This is a genomic window from Geminocystis sp. NIES-3709 (assembly GCF_001548115.1).
Classification (GTDB): Bacteria; Cyanobacteriota; Cyanobacteriia; order Cyanobacteriales; family Cyanobacteriaceae; genus Geminocystis.
This window is the reverse complement of record NZ_AP014821.1, coordinates 3017175-3033964: the sequence shown is the minus strand read 5'-3', so window position 1 is coordinate 3033964 and position 16790 is coordinate 3017175. Positions and strand designations below refer to the sequence as shown.

Here is a 16790-nt window from a genome sequence, read left to right as displayed (position 1 = left end):
ATTAAAAATACCTGAGTGAGCTGTAAGAAACCTTGAGAAATAAGGGTTTAACCGCAATAGTTGATCTAAGTTTTCTCATCAAAAAGAATTAAATTTAGTAAATAAGTGTGTAAAATTAATTTGACTATGTTTTAAATTAACGGTACTTTGAAAAATTTTGGTGCAAAAATAGCTTCAAATACAGTCAGAGTAAGAGATTTAGGTAAACGTCATAAAAACGGCTGAAACTCTTGGTATAAAAGGAAAAGTTATCGATCTATGTAAAATCTTTGATTTATAACGATTTGAGACTCAACGATTTGAGACTCATAGTTTAATATTTTTAGTTTAAGTCCCGTTAATTATTATTACTTTTCCCTATCTTCATCGGTAATTTTATAGCTCTCTCAGGTAAAAATGATTTAGTGATTTATTGGTTGAAGATAAGCGAAAAATCCAGCATTTTTTAAAGATTCAACAGTATTATCTGCATTTTGTACCCAATAATTATCTCCAAAACGAACAAAAATTCTTTCGCTAATGCCATCTATTACAGCCATAGTTGGTATTACTGCTTGGTTTTTATCTCCAGATTGTTCTTCTAAAATACTTTTTAATTTTCCTTGTATTTGAGGATGAGATGCTTGTTCTGGACTTAATTGAATATATACTATTTTGATATTTTCCATTCTGTTAATATGATTAATAATAATTTGTGATTTATCGTCTTTATTATCCGCTTTTCCCCATACAATTAAGGGAGTATCCTCGATTAAATTGTCTTTTACTTGATCATAATTACTAGCAAAAACAATACCATCAGCTTGACCAGAAATATCTTCTAAAGTTAAAAAAGCCATATTATTATTATTTTTATCAATGTGTTTTTTTATGGTAGTTAACATTGCTATAACACAGATTTTTTTTCGAGACTTTTGTTCAGATAATTGATTAAGATCGATCGGATTCAATAATTTAGCTGAATTTTTATAGGGTTTTAAAGGATGTTCAGAAACATAAAATCCTAAATGTTCTTTTTCTGATTTTAACTTTTCTTGAGGGGAAAAATCTTCTATTTTTGGTAGTTGAGGTGCATTTTCATATTGAATGTTAGTGCTAGATTTAGAGTTATTACCTAACATTAAATCAAAGACATTTAATTGTCCAGTCTCTTTTTCTTTTAATCTTTTTTGTGACCAATTAATAAGCAAATCTAAACCTTCTATTAATTGTCGGCGATTACTATGAATAGAGTCAAATGCACCAGCATAAACTAAGGTTTCTAAGGCACGACGATTGACAGTTTTTAAGTTAATTCTTGTCATAAAATCAGCAAAATCAGTAAATTTTCCTCCTGCTTTTTCTCTCGCTTCTATGATATTATCGATCGCCGATTCTCCTAAATTTTTAACAGCAGAAAAACCGAATAAAATATCTGTACCTTGAGGGGTAAATTCTTTATGGGAATAGTTAATATTGGGGGGTTTAACATCAATACCAATTTTTAGACAATTTTCTCGATATTTTTCAATTTTTTCCTGATTATCACTACTCGCTGTTAATAAAGCTGACATATATTCAACAGGATAATTAGCCTTTAAATATGCTGTTTGATAAGTGACATAAGCGTAAGCAGTTGAGTGAGATTTATTAAAACAATTGGAGGCAACTAAACCGTTACCTAACAAGAAATTATGATCTTTTTCTACCCCAATATCATATACAGATTGGGTTGAAATCGATCGTCTTTTAAGAATTTTTACCATAAAATTAAAAGTTTTAAATCGTTATTTTGTAACGGCTGAACAAAAAGTTTAAGAAAATCAAGAAATTGAGAATATTTTAGGGGGTGTCATCAATTAAGCCAGATTACTATTGAAGCTAAATAAATACCACTAAGAAAATTAGGCGTTGGTTAATTGCGAGATGAAACTTTTTTGTCGATAATAGTCTTTCAATATTCTAAATATTACTACTCTTGCCTTTTCCCTCTTCCCTACCTCAACCAAAAATCATAGTTTAAATCCAGCAACGCCGAAAATTTATTTTTCGCCTATCATATTAGTTACAATAGCCCGATACTGTTTCAATTTAGCAAAAAATTCCAATTAAATGTGTTGATTGATATAAGTATTATCATATTCTCGTTGTTCTTTGCTATTCTTTTTAGGAGGTATCACGGCGGTTTTGTATTCTTTTCCACCTGAGTGAGCTATAAAATTTATGGGTGAAGGTAGCGATTAGCTTTTAGCTTTCATAGCAGATAACGAGTTGATTAGGACGTTTTGAGATTTCGAGCATAGGGAGGAATGACAACTTTGCTAACAATTTTCCTACAAATAATTTACGACCGTGATATATTCTATGAAATTAACTTTTAATGTTCGACAAGGATTAACAATCTTAACGATTTTTTCTTTAATTTTTATTTCGATGAATCGGGTAAAATCTGAAGAAGAATCCAAGCCCTTTAAAATTTTTACAGGTCATACTGAGAAAGTAGAAGCGATCGCTTTCAGTGCTGATAATAAAATACTAATTAGCGGTTCTAGAGATAACACACTAAAAATATGGGATATTGAAACAGGGAAAGTTTTACATACATTATCAACAGAATCACAGGGCATTACTTCTATAGCTTTGAATCGCGATCGTCAGATATTAGTAAGTGGGGATATTGATAATAGCGTTAAAATTTGGGATTTACAAACGGGAAAATTGTTAATAACTCTTAATGGACATTCCCAACCAGTGGAAGCAGTGGCCATTAGTCCTAATGGCAAATTAGTAGTTAGTGGAAGTGACGATCGTACAATTAATATTTGGGATATTGATTCAGGCAGACTTTTACACACACTAATAGGACATCCTGACTATATAAGTGATTTAGGAATAAGTCCAGATGGTAAGATTCTTGTAAGTAGTAGTGGTGATGCTGATTATATGGCTAAAGTTTACGGCAATATTAAGGTTTGGAATTTGCAGACAGGAAAATTACTTTATAGTCTTAAACAAGCAAGTCCTGTAGGTAACATTATCATTAGTCCAGATGGAAAAACTTTATTTAGTGGCAGTTTTGGACAACTAGAATCTCCTAATTCTGCTATTAATACAATCATGATATGGGATTTACAACAAGGAAAATTGATCCGTAATTTTTCGGAAAATACAGAATCATTAGAATCAATAACTTTAACCTCAAACGGGAAAATTCTTATTACTGGTAACTTTCAAGGAAGTATTAATTTTTGGGATTGGAAAAATCGTCAATTATTACACACCTTAAAAAATGATTCTGATCCCATCAATGCGATCGCTATTAGTCCTGATCAAAAAAATATTGCTAGTAGTTCTGACGATACAATCAAACTATGGAAAACTCCTCCAATGGAAAAGACTTTACTGAATGAATAAAGAAATCCTAGTGGATATATTGATTGATTTCTGCCTAATGGTTAGGGTAAACGTTTACAATTTAGATAAACTTAAGATTTTATGGAAAATATTAACGACTCTAATCAATTACAAAACTATCAGATTCTTGATGAATTAGGAAGACATCCAGAAAGTATATACATTAACTATCTTGCCAAAAATAATATCAACAATCAATCCGTTATATTAACTGATTTAATTCTGCCTCAATCTTCAATAAATACTGACAAAAATATCGAATATAAAATTATATTAGAACTATTGCAATCTTTAAAACATCAAGGTATTCCACATCATTTAGATTGCTTTGAATCGCAAAAAGGTTTTTGTTTAGTTCAAGAATATCCTGCCAGTAAACCTCAAATATCAACAAATCAATGGACATTAGAAGAAATCAAAAAAATTGCTCTGTCTGCCCTTGATATTCTAACTTATTTACAAGAGCAAAATTCAGTTATTTTTCATCATCAAATTAATCCAAATAATTTATTAATTGATAGTGATTTTCAGGTTTATTTGATTAATTTTGGGTTTGCTCAATTTGATAATATAACTTTTCCTTCATACTCAATGATGAATAAAAGTCACGGATTTATTCCACCAGAAAAAAAACGAGGAAGAGAATTAACTAAAAATAGTGATCTGTATAGTCTAGGAGTCACTTTATCTTGTTTAATTACAGGTACAGATGTAAATAAAGTTAGTAATTTAATTGGTCAAGATGGTGCATTTAATTTACAACGACAGATTTCTAATAAAATGAGTTTAACATGGATTGAATGGTTAGAAAATATTGTTGCTATTAATCCAAATCATCGATATTCAGACGCTATTACTGCTTTGAATATCATAAATAATGTAGATATTAATTGTTTACCAAATGTACAAATTAGTCCTAGTATTTTAGAATTTAAAGCCAACTATTATGGAGAAATAATCACTCAAAATATTCTCATTAATAATACTATTATCGATACTGATTTAGTAGGTCAATGGGAAATAATACCTTCCAAATATGATATTATGCTAGACAATATTCATCCTTGGATTACTTTAAAACCAGAGAAGTTTACAGGTAATAAAATTCAATGCCAAATAACAATCGATACTAACAAATTAAAAACTGATAAAATTTATAATAGAAAATTAATTATCAAAGCTAATTCTTCTGAAAAAAATCATATTTTTCCTCTAAAAATTGAAACTGCTAAAATAAAAATGAACAATATTTTTTATAATTCTTTAATAGTTCTTTTTATTGTGGCATTAATCTGTGGTTGGTTAAGTGGTATTATGGTTAGCTTTACTCCAGATTTTATTAATTGGCTAGTTTTTATTTTGGGATTGGTAATTGGTAGTATTGGTGGCTATGGAGCAAGTTTTTCTAAAATAAATTGGTTTATAAAAGCTGTAGCTAGTATTACCCCTCTGATTATAATTATCAGTTTCGTTGGATTAGGCACAGATGTTGATTTAATTGTGGGTTTTATCGCCGGTTTAATTATTACTTGTGTGGCAGGAATGATGATTAAGTTTTATTTAGAAAAAAACACTCCTAGAATTATTACTATTATATTAGCTTTGTTAACGGCCGGTTTTGGTATTAGTTTTGGTATTGATTTATCTTTCACTAATAATAATTCTTTTTTATTGTTGCTCATAAAATTAACTACGGGCTTACCTTTAATATTGATACTTTTAAATCCTTATTGGGAATATAAAAAACAGTTAAATCATTATCACAAACAAAAGCAATTATTGATTAAATATTAAATTACTATTTCCAGATAATTTACATTTTATACAATCAAAATTTTTAACTTATATTATTGTTAATAATAGCTAAGAAAACTTAGGTTTTGATGGTTAAAAATATAAATTTTATTCAAAAATTCAATGAACAAAATAATGTAGTAATTTACTTTAAAAAATTAGGTCTTTCTTCTTTAGTTTTCGTCAAAATATCTTCTAATACCGTCCATTTTTCTTGTTCAATATTTTCAATAATTTTACTTAAATTTTGTTGATATTCTTTCAAACAATTTAATAATTCATAACGGTTATATTGTGCCATCATTAACCCTAGTTCCACATTACCCCCTCCTACTCTGCTAGTGTCTCTAAATCCCGAACTTGCCAAGTTTTGAGATAATTTTACTAATTCCTGACTACCATTATTAATACAACTGTAAATTAAATTAGCACTAATCATAACAGGTAGATGAGAAATCCATGCGACTGCTCGATCGTGTATTTCAGGAGTAGAGTTGTACATCTTACACCCGATCGATGTCCATATTTTAGCTACAGTTTCCATTGCCGTCAAAGAAGTATTCCTTATAGGAGTCAATACACAGGGTGCATTTTTAAATAAGTCAAATTCGGCTGATTCTACTCCCTGATTTGCTGTACCTGCCATAGGATGACTGCCGACAAAATTCTGCCATAATTGTGTACCTTGATGCACGATCGACCCCTTAACAGATCCTACATCCGTAATTATAGTTTGTGGAGATAGATACTTAATTATGTTCTCAATACTCGGTAAAATCGATTCTATAGGGGTACAAATGAAAATTAGATCTGTTTGCTCCAAAATAGCAAAATCAACTTCCGCTTGAGTGACTATATTTCTTTCAAGAGCTATATTACAAGTGCTTAATTGACGGGAAACTCCAATGACATGATAACCCAAACGAGTTAAATCTAAACCCAACGAACCACCAATTAAACCTAAACCAACGATACCTATTTTCATAATTAATTACAACCGATTATAACAACACCCATATCTAACAACCTGTGTCTTAACAAAATAATACCTTGATTAATCAACGCTCAACCCTTCATATATTAATTTTTTTAGCAAGATTCTTTTTTTTTCTCTCGATCGTGTTAGTAATAATCAATATTCTTTATTTTTATTAGTTAATTAATATGTTAGAAAAATTAGATTTTCAATTGCCCGAATCTCATTTGAATATTTTAAGAGTTTTAAGTGCGATCGCATGGGCAGATGGTGATTTAAGTAAAGAGGAAACGGCGGTATTAATAGAACAGTTTAAAGTAGATTTACCGGTAGATCCACAACCGATCGCTTATTTAGAAGATAATATGACATTGTATGATCCATTCTCTGCTAATCCTCTTGTTTATGAACTAATCGAAGCAAGAATTAAAGCAGAATCTGCCTTCAAAGATATTTTAGAAGGTTATAAGTATAATCCTATTCCTTTAGTAGATTTAGTTTCTCGTATAACCACGATCGAAGACCGTCATTTGACAGTAAAATTGGCTTATATGGTAATCAAAGCTAGTCCAGATGATGAGGGTAACTTAATTTGTTCTCAAGAAAAATTCGTTTATCGTCAGCTAATTGATTTGTTAAATCTGGATAGTGAGGTTGTAAAAAAGATTGAATGGGAAGCAAGTCAAGAATTAGATAAATTTCAACATCCATTCAAAGCATTAATAGATAATATTAAAAATTTCTTTGGACAAAAAATAACCCTTGAAAATTGAAGTATTTAGACTTTCTCTATTATTTGTTGTTAATTTCTTCGTAATTGTTTAAATCTAACATCAACTATCCTATATCTAACTCGATCGTCGTTAAGCTAAGACGCATTAAGTCTTATTAAATAATGTTGATTTTTCCCAATAAATTCCTTATAATGTTAGGGTGTATTGGGGTTATAGCTCAGTTGGTAGAGCACTGCAATGGCATTGCAGGGGTCACCGGTTCGAATCCGGTTAGCTCCATAAAGTCTTTGGTGTGTTATTGCAGTATATCTAGTCGTTTTCGCTACATTTTTTAATTTTTGTCAACATATAGTCATTTCACTTAACTTTGAGACACTTTGTCAAGCTGAAATATTTCTTAACAGACATAGAAGTATGGTGTATGGACAAACATCGAATAGGATTACATCCTATCTTACCTGAGTTCGAGAAAAAATCCTTGATATAGGTAGGTTTTAGGTTCTAAAAATACCAAATCTGATTGAATTATTTACCTAATACCTAATACCTAATACCTTGCTATAGCAGATAACGAGTTGATCAGGACGTTTCGAGATTTCGAGCATAGGGAGGAATGACAACTATAGATTTATGTCTTAACTAACCCGTTTATTGCTTGCTATATTAGCCATACATTTTGCATCGAACTGAAGTTATCTTACAGCACTTTTCTGATTTATGAGGCACATACAAAAAAATCAAATCCCCCTTAAAAAGAGGGATTTAGAGCGATCAAGAGATACTTTATAAGTCAGAGAATACTATACTGTCTAATGCTTAACGTCAGTTAAGAATTGAAGTTAGCACCTATTACATTAGCACTTGTAAAATTATTTACTCCAAATAAAGTAGCTAATAAATCTCCACTGGTATCTGTTCCTTCATAGATATTTGTAAGAGGCCCAGATACATTTTGTGCAAAAATATCTGTAATACCAGTAAATTCGATTCGATCGAAAGATGATTCAAAACCAAATACAGTATCAGTACCATCTCCTTGATTATAAATCAAGTAATCTTGAGCGTTATTGAAGAAGAATAATATTTGATCATTGCCTGTACCTCCTGTAAGGGTATCTAAACCACTACCTGAGTTAATAACATCATTGCCGTTTCCACCATTGATTATGTTATTACCATTGTTGGTGACAATAAAATCATTTCCGTCTCCTCCATCAATGGTGTTATTACCATCTCCACCAGCAATAGTGTCATTACCGGTGTAGCCTAGTAGAGTGTCGTTGCCAGTGCCTCCATCGATAGAATCGTTGCCACTTCCTCCGTCAATAGAGTCGTTTCCATCTCCTCCTAGTACCGTATCGTTATCGTTACTGGCGTTAATGGTATCATCTCCTACACCACCGACAATGGAGTCATTTCCACTTCCTCCGTCAATAGAGTCGTTTCCATCTCCTCCATCAATGGTGTCATTTTCTCCCAGACCATTAATGGTGTCATTTCCATTGTCTCCGTAGAGAGAGTCATTTCCTGCTCCTCCGATGATCGTGTCATTTCCATCTCCGGCAAACACGGTATCATCTCCCAGACCTCCTAAGATCGAGTCGTTTTCTGTGGCTCCGTCAATAAAGTCATTGCCACTGCCACCATTGATCGTATCTGCTCCATCTCCTCCATAGACAAAGTCATTATCATTACTCGCATCAATGAAATCGTTGCCATTGCCCCCTAACAGAGTGTCGTTTCCTCGTTGACCAAGGATGGTATCATCTCCATCTCCTCCATCTATGGAGTCATCGGCACCCCCTCCTAAAATGGAGTCGTTTCCACTTCCTCCATCAATAGTATCGCTACCGATTAGGTTATCAAAGGTTGAGTCTCCCCGAATAGTATCATCTCCATCCCCACCTAAGATCGAGTCATTATCATCTTGACCATCAATAGAGTCGTTTCCATCACCACCAGCAATGATGTCATTTCCAGTATAGCCTAGCAGAATGTCGTTTCCACTTCCTCCATCAATAGAATCGTTGCCACTTCCTCCATCAATAGAATCGTTTCCATCTCCTCCTAGTACCGTATCGTTATCGTTACTAGCGTTAATGGTATCCTCTCCTAAACCACCGACAATGGAGTCATTTCCACTTCCTCCGTCAATAGAGTCGTTTCCATCTCCCCCATCAATGGTGTCATTTTCTCCCAGACCATTAATGGTGTCATTTCCATTGTCTCCGTTGAGAGAATCATTTCCTGCTCCTCCGATGATGGTGTCATCTCCATCTCCGGCAAACACGGTATCATCTCCCAGACCTCCTAAGATCGAGTCGTTTTCTGTGGCTCCGTCAATAAAGTCATTGCCACTGCCACCATTGATGGTATCTGCTCCATCATCACCATAGACAAAGTCATTATCATTACTTGCATCAATGAAATCATTGCCATTGCCCCCTAACAGAGTGTCGTTTCCTCGTTGTCCCAGGATGGTATCATCTCCATCTCCTCCCAGAATCGAGTCATCGGCACCCCCTCCTAAAATGGAGTCGTTTCCACTTCCTCCATCAATGGTATCGTTGCCGATTAGGTTATCAAAGGTTGAGTCTCCCCGAATGGTATCATTTCCATCTCCTCCAATAATAGAATCATTATCGTCTTGACCATCAATGATGTCATTTCCGATACCACCTATAATGGTGTCATTTCCTAGACCTCCTAAGATCGAGTCGTTGCCACTTCCTCCATCAATGGAGTCGTTTCCATCTCCTCCTAGTACCGTATCGTTATCGTTACTAGCGTTAATGGTATCCTCTCCTAAACCACCGACAATGGAGTCATTTCCACTTCCTCCGTCAATGGAGTCGTTTCCATCTCCCCCATCAATGGTGTCATTTTCTCCTAGACCATTAATGGTGTCATTTCCATTGTCTCCGTTGAGAGAATCATTTCCTGCTCCTCCGATGATGGTGTCATCTCCATCTCCGGCAAACACGGTATCATCTCCCAGACCTCCTAAGATCGAGTCGTTTTCTGTGGCTCCGTCAATAAAGTCATTGCCACTGCCACCATTGATCGTATCTGCTCCATCTCCTCCATAGACAAAGTCATTATCATTACTTGCATCAATGGAATCGTTGCCATTACCTCCCAACAGAGTGTCGTTTCCTCGTTGTCCCAGAATGGTATCATCTCCATCTCCTCCATCTATGGAGTCATCTGCTCCTCCTCCTAAAATGGAGTCGTTTCCACTTCCTCCATCAATGGTATCGTTCCCGATTAGGTTATCAAAGGTTGAGTCTCCCCGAATGGTATCATCACCACTACCACCAAGGATAGAGTCATTATCATCTTGACCATCAATAGAATCGTTTCCGTCACCACCATCAATGGTGTCATTACCAGTGTAGCCTAGCAGAATATCGTTTCCACTTTCTCCATCAATGGAGTCATTTCCACTTCCCCCATCAATAGAGTCGTTTCCATCTCCTCCTAGTACCGTATCGTTATCGTTACTAGCGTTAATGGTATCCTCTCCTAAACCACCGACAATGGAGTCATTTCCACTTCCTCCGTCGATGGAGTCATTTCCATCTCCCCCATCAATGGTGTCATTTTCTCCTAGACCATTAATGGTGTCATTTCCATTGTCTCCGTTGAGAGAATCATTTCCCTCTCCACCGATAATGGTATCATCTCCATCTCCGGCAAACACGGTATCATCTCCCAGACCTCCTAAGATCGAGTCGTTTTCTGTGGCTCCGTCAATAAAGTCATTGCCACTGCCACCATTGATCGTATCTGCTCCATCTCCTCCATAGACAAAGTCATTATCATTACTCGCATCAATGAAATCGTTGCCATTGCCCCCTAACAGAGTGTCGTTTCCTCGTTGACCAAGGATGGTATCATCTCCATCTCCTCCATCTATGGAGTCATCGGCACCCCCTCCTAAAATGGAGTCGTTTCCACTTCCTCCATCAATAGTATCGCTACCGATTAGGTTATCAAAGGTTGAGTCTCCCCGAATAGTATCATCTCCATCCCCACCTAAGATCGAGTCATTATCATCTTGACCATCAATAGAGTCGTTTCCATCACCACCATCAATGGTGTCATTACCAGTGTAGCCTAGCAGAATATCGTTTCCACTTTCTCCATCAATGGAGTCATTTCCACTTCCCCCATCAATAGAGTCGTTTCCATCTCCCCCTAGTACCGTATCGTTATCGTTACTAGCGTTAATGGTATCCTCTCCTAAACCACCGACAATGGAGTCATTTCCACTTCCTCCGTCGATGGAGTCGTTTCCATCTCCCCCATCAATGGTGTCATTTTCTCCTAGACCATTAATGGTGTCATTTCCATTGTCTCCGTTGAGAGAATCATTTCCCTCTCCACCGATAATGGTATCATCTCCATCTCCGGCAAACACGGTATCATCTCCCAGACCTCCTAAGATCGAGTCGTTTTCTGTGGCTCCGTCAATAAAGTCATTGCCACTGCCACCATTTATGGTATCTGCTCCATCTCCTCCATAGACAAAGTCATTATCATTACTCGCATCAATGAAATCGTTGCCATTGCCCCCTAACAGAGTGTCGTTTCCTCGTTGACCAAGGATGGTATCATCTCCATCTCCTCCATCTATGGAGTCATCGGCACCCCCTCCTAAAATGGAGTCGTTTCCACTTCCTCCATCAATGGTATCGTTGCCGATTAGGTTATCAAAGGTTGAGTCTCCCCGAATGGTATCATTTCCATCTCCTCCAATAATAGAATCATTATCGTCTTGACCATCAATGATGTCATTTCCGATACCACCTATAATGGTGTCATTTCCTAGACCTCCTAAGATCGAGTCGTTGCCACTTCCTCCATCAATGGAGTCGTTTCCATCTCCTCCTAGTACCGTATCGTTATCGTTACTAGCGTTAATGGTATCCTCTCCTAAACCACCGACAATGGAGTCATTTCCACTTCCTCCGTCAATGGAGTCGTTTCCATCTCCCCCATCAATGGTGTCATTTTCTCCTAGACCATTAATGGTGTCATTTCCATTGTCTCCGTTGAGAGAATCATTTCCTGCTCCTCCGATGATGGTGTCATCTCCATCTCCGGCAAACACCGTATCATCTCCCAGACCTCCTAAGATCGAGTCGTTTTCTGTGGCTCCATCAATAAAGTCATTGCCACTGCCACCATTTATGGTATCTGCTCCATCTCCTCCATAGACAAAGTCATTATCATTACTCGCATCAATGGAATCGTTGCCATTGCCTCCCAACAGAGTGTCGTTTCCTCGTTGTCCCAGAATGGTATCATCTCCATCTCCTCCATCTATGGAGTCATCTGCTCCTCCTCCTAAAATGGAGTCGTTTCCACTTCCTCCATCAATAGTATCGTTCCCGATTAGGTTATCAAAGGTTGAGTCTCCCCGAATGGTATCATCACCACCACCACCTAAGATCGAGTCATTATCGTCTTGACCATCAATGAAGTCATCGCCGTCTCCACCATCAATGGTGTCATCACCAGTGCCACCGAGGATAGAGTCATTATCGTCTTGACCATCAATGATGTCATCGCCGTCTCCGCCATCAATGGAGTCAGCACCTGTGCCACCTAAGATAGAGTCGTTATCTTCATTACCGTAGATTTCGTCATCGCCGTCTCCACCATCAATGGAGTCAGCACCTGTGCCACCTAAGATAGAGTCGTTATCTTCATTACCGTAGATTTCGTCATCGCCGTCTCCACCATCAATGGAGTCAGCACCTGTGCCACCTAAGATAGAGTCGTTATCTTCATTACCGTAGATTTCGTCATCGCCGTCTCCGCCATCAATGGAGTCAGCACCTGTGCCACCTAAGATAGAGTCGTTATCTTCATTACCGTAGATTTCGTCATCGCCGTCTCCACCATCAATGGAGTCAGCACCTGTTCCACCTAAGATAGAGTCGTTATCTTCATTACCGTAGATTTCATCATCTCCGTCTCCACCATCAATGGAGTCCTCACCAGTTCCACCGAGGATAGAGTCATTATTTTCATTACCGTAGATTTCGTCATCGCCGTCTCCACCATCAATGATGTCATCACCAGTTCCACCGAGGATAGAATCATTATCTTCATTACCGTGGATTTCATCATCTCCATCACCGCCATCAATGGTGTCATTATCCTCATTACCATAAATGAGGTCATCACCAGTTCCACCGAGGATAGAATCATTATCTTCATTACCGTAGATTTCATCATCTCCATCACCGCCATCAATGATGTCATCACCAGTACCACCGAGGATAGAATCGTCTCCCTCTCCACCTAAGATAGAATCATCTGACTCTCCACCTTCAATGGAGTCATTACCGGTACCGCCATCAATGGTGTCATTATTATTTTGACCAAAGATAGAATCATTTGACTCCCCACCTTCAATGAAGTCATCACCTGTTCCACCATCAATGGTGTCATCACCAGTGCCACCGAGGATAGAGTCGTTATCTTCATTACCGTAGATTTCATCATCGCCGTCTCCACCATCAATGGAGTCATCACCTGTTCCACCTAAGATAGAGTCGTTATTTTCATTACCGTAGATCTCGTCATCGCCGTCTCCACCATCAATGGAGTCAGCACCTGTCCCTCCTAAGATAGAGTCGTTATCTTCATTACCGTAGATTTCGTCATCGCCGTCTCCACCATCAATGGAGTCAGCACCAGTTCCACCGAGGATAGAGTCGTTATCTTCATTACCGTAGATTTCGTCATCGCCGTCTCCACCATCAATGGAGTCAGCACCTGTTCCACCTAAGATAGAGTCGTTATCTTCATTACCGTAGATTTCATCATCTCCGTCTCCACCATCAATGGAGTCAGCACCTGTTCCACCGAGGATAGAGTCGTTATCTTCATTACCGTAGATTTCATCATCTCCGTCTCCACCATCAATGGAGTCAGCACCTGTCCCTCCTAAGATAGAGTCGTTATCTTCATTACCGTAGATTTCATCATCTCCGTCTCCACCATCAATGATGTCATCACCAGTACCACCGCCGATGAAGTCGTTATCTTCATTACCGTAGATTTCGTCATCTCCGTCTCCACCATCAATGATGTCATCACCGGTACCACCGCCGATGAAGTCGTTATCTTCATTACCGTAGATTTCGTCATCTCCGTCTCCACCATCAATGGTGTCATTATCCTCATTACCATAAATGAGGTCATCACCAGTGCCACCGAGAATAGAATCGTTATCTTCATTACCGTAGATTTCATCATCGCCGTCTCCACCATCAATGATGTCATCACCAGTACCACCGAGGATAGAATCGTCTCCCTCTCCACCTAAGATAGAATCATCTGACTCTCCACCATCAATGGAGTCATCTCCGGTACCACCATCAATGGAGTCATTACCAGTGCCACCGAAGATCAAATCATTATCTTCACCACCATCAATGATGTCATCACCAGTATCACCATCAATGGAGTCATTACCGAAACCACCGACGATGGAGTCATTATCTTCACCACCTAAAATTTCATCATTTCCGTCACCACCGTCAATGATGTCATCCCCTGTACCACCGTCAATGGCGTCATTACCAGTGCCACCCAAGATAAAATCATTTTCCTCACCGCCAAAAATGATGTCATTACCGTCATCACCCTGAATATAGTCATCTTCGTCACCACCTTCGATGGAGTCATCTCCATTGAGTCCGTAAATTTCATCATTACCTGTTCCACCTAAGAGGGTGTCATCACCATCATCTCCAAGGATGTAATCATTATTTTCATTTCCTTCGATGAGATCATTTCCTAACCCACCAAAAAGTCGATCGTTATTACTACCGCCTAAGATGGTGTCATCATTATCACCACCTTCAATGGAGTCTTCTCCTGCACCACCATCAATAATATCGTTACCATTACCACCTAAGATGGTGTCATCATCATCACCACCTTCAATAGAGTCACTACCATTATTACCAGAGATGGAGTCATTACCACTACCACCTAAGAGAGTATCATCACTATTGTCACCCTGAATGTAATCATCATCGTCACCACCTTCGATAAAGTCTGTACCATTGTTGCCATAGATGGTGTCATTACCACTACCACCAGCGATGGAGTCACTACCATTATTACCAGAGATGGTGTCATTGCCCGCTCCACCTAAGAGGGTATCATCACCATTGTCACCCTGAATGTAATCATCATCTTCATTACCTTCGATAAAGTCATTTCCCTCTCCACCAAAAAGTCGATCATTATTACTGCCACCTAAGATGATGTCATTATCATCTCCACCCTCGATGGAGTCGTCTCCAGCACCACCACCAAGAATGTCATTACCGGTTCCACCTTGTATGGTGTCATTATCATTTCCACCATCAATAGAGTCATTACCAGTGCCACCCAAGATAAAATCATTTTCCCCACCGCCTAAGATGGTGTCATTACCGTCATCCCCCTGAATATAGTCATCTTGGCTACCACCTTCGATGGAGTCATCTCCATTAAGTCCGTAAATTTCATCATTACCGCTTCCACCTGAGAGAGTATCATCACCATCATCCCCAAGGATGTAATCATTTTCGTCATTACCTTCGATCAGATCATTTCCTAAACCACCAAAAATTCGATCGTTATTACCGCCACCTAAGATGAAGTCATTATCATCTCCACCCTCAATGGAGTCATCTCCTGTACCACCACCAATAATGTCATTACCAGTTCCACCTTGTATGGTGTCATTATCACCTCCACCGTCAATGGCGTCATTACCAGTGCCACCCAAGATAAAATCATTTTCTCCACCACCATCAATGGTGTCATTACCGTCATCACCCTGAATATAGTCATCTTCGTCACCACCTTCGATGGAGTCATCTCCATTGAGTCCGTAAATTTCATCATTACCTGTTCCACCTAAGAGAGTGTCATTTCCATCATCCCCAAGGATATAGTCATTATTTTCATTACCTTCGATAAAATCATTTCCCAAGCCACCAAAAAGTCGATCGTTATTTGTGCCACCTTGTATGGTGTCATTATCATCTCCACCCTCAATGGAGTCCTCTCCCGTACCACCTAAGATAAAATCATTTTCCCCACCACCTAAGATGGTGTCATTACCGTCATCACCCTGAATATAGTCATCTTCGTCACCACCTTCGATGGAGTCATCTCCATTAAGTCCGTAGATTTCATCATTACCGTTTCCACCTAAGAGAGTGTCATTTCCATCGTCTCCAAGGATGTAGTCATCATTGTCACCACCTTCGATAGAGTCATCTCCATCTCCTCCAAAAAGTCGATCGTTATTACTACCACCAGCAATGAAGTCACTATCTGCACCACCTTCAATGGAGTCCTCCCCACTATTACCTTTGAGGATGTCATCACCAATACCACCGACCATTGTGTCATTATCATTACCACCTTTGATGGAATCATCTCCATCTCCACCAAGAATAAAATCGTTTGCACTACCACCTAAGATAGTGTCGTCACCGGCATCGCCTTGAATATAGTCATCTTGGTCACCACCGTCGATGGAGTCATCTCCGTTGAGTCCGTAAATTTCATCATTACCCGTACCACCTAAGATAGTATCATCACCATCATCCCCTAGTATGCGATCGTCATCTTCATTACCTTCGATAAAATCATCTCCACTCCCACCTTCAATTCGATCGTTATTTGTGCCACCTAAAATAGAGTCATTATCATCTCCACCTAAAATAGAGTCATCTCCACCGTTACCGAATATAGTATCATCAGCACCTAAACCCGAAAGAGTATCATTATCAGCTCCTCCAAATATTTGGTTAGGGTCATTATCTCCAACTACATTTAATCCTGCCATAATAATATCCTTCTAAATA

Annotated in this window: 6 protein-coding genes and 1 tRNA gene; 4 read left to right on the top strand and 3 right to left on the bottom strand. The window is 37.9% G+C overall.

The genetic code is table 11. From position 1 onward, the window contains the following. Window positions 1-401: 401 nt before the first annotated feature. Window positions 402-1745, bottom strand: coding sequence for an OB-fold nucleic acid binding domain-containing protein (locus tag GM3709_RS12965; RefSeq protein WP_066119952.1), 1344 nt, complete (start codon window positions 1743-1745; stop codon window positions 402-404). 598 nt (window positions 1746-2343) lie between these two features. Between GM3709_RS12965 and GM3709_RS12960 the strand changes: the two genes are divergently transcribed. After that, on the top strand, window positions 2344-3393 hold the full coding sequence (locus tag GM3709_RS12960) for a WD40 repeat domain-containing protein (protein ID WP_066119950.1): 1050 nt from the start codon (window positions 2344-2346) through the stop codon (window positions 3391-3393). Window positions 3394-3474: 81 nt separating this feature from the next. Continuing rightward, window positions 3475-5187, top strand: a complete 1713-nt coding sequence (locus GM3709_RS12955) for a protein kinase domain-containing protein (protein ID WP_066119948.1) — start codon at window positions 3475-3477, stop codon at window positions 5185-5187. 145 nt (window positions 5188-5332) lie between these two features. On the opposite strand, the gene GM3709_RS12950 is transcribed toward GM3709_RS12955, so the two are convergent. Beyond that, complete coding sequence (locus tag GM3709_RS12950; RefSeq protein WP_066119946.1) at window positions 5333-6172, bottom strand: prephenate/arogenate dehydrogenase; 840 nt, start codon at window positions 6170-6172, stop codon at window positions 5333-5335. 179 nt (window positions 6173-6351) lie between these two features. Here GM3709_RS12950 and GM3709_RS12945 point away from each other — a divergent pair, with 179 nt between their 5' ends. Further along, entirely contained in the window at window positions 6352-6936 is a 585-nt protein-coding gene (locus tag GM3709_RS12945) for a hypothetical protein (RefSeq protein ID WP_066119944.1), read from the top strand. Window positions 6937-7103: 167 nt separating this feature from the next. Beyond that, window positions 7104-7176: transfer RNA gene (locus GM3709_RS12940), tRNA-Ala, on the top strand. Between the two features lie 547 nt (window positions 7177-7723). On the opposite strand, the gene GM3709_RS21795 is transcribed toward GM3709_RS12940, so the two are convergent. Next, window positions 7724-16771, bottom strand: coding sequence for a hypothetical protein (locus tag GM3709_RS21795; protein ID WP_066119941.1), 9048 nt, complete (start codon window positions 16769-16771; stop codon window positions 7724-7726). Window positions 16772-16790 lie beyond the last annotated feature (19 nt).

Coding starts and splice junctions, on each gene's coding strand:
- GM3709_RS21795 (WP_066119941.1), bottom strand. CDS start 16,771: ATGGCAGGATTAAATGTAGTTGGAGATAATGACCCTAACCAAATATTT.
- GM3709_RS12950 (WP_066119946.1), bottom strand. CDS start 6,172: ATGAAAATAGGTATCGTTGGTTTAGGTTTAATTGGTGGTTCGTTGGGT.
- GM3709_RS12965 (WP_066119952.1), bottom strand. CDS start 1,745: ATGGTAAAAATTCTTAAAAGACGATCGATTTCAACCCAATCTGTATAT.
- GM3709_RS12960 (WP_066119950.1), top strand. CDS start 2,344: ATGAAATTAACTTTTAATGTTCGACAAGGATTAACAATCTTAACGATT.
- GM3709_RS12955 (WP_066119948.1), top strand. CDS start 3,475: ATGGAAAATATTAACGACTCTAATCAATTACAAAACTATCAGATTCTT.
- GM3709_RS12945 (WP_066119944.1), top strand. CDS start 6,352: ATGTTAGAAAAATTAGATTTTCAATTGCCCGAATCTCATTTGAATATT.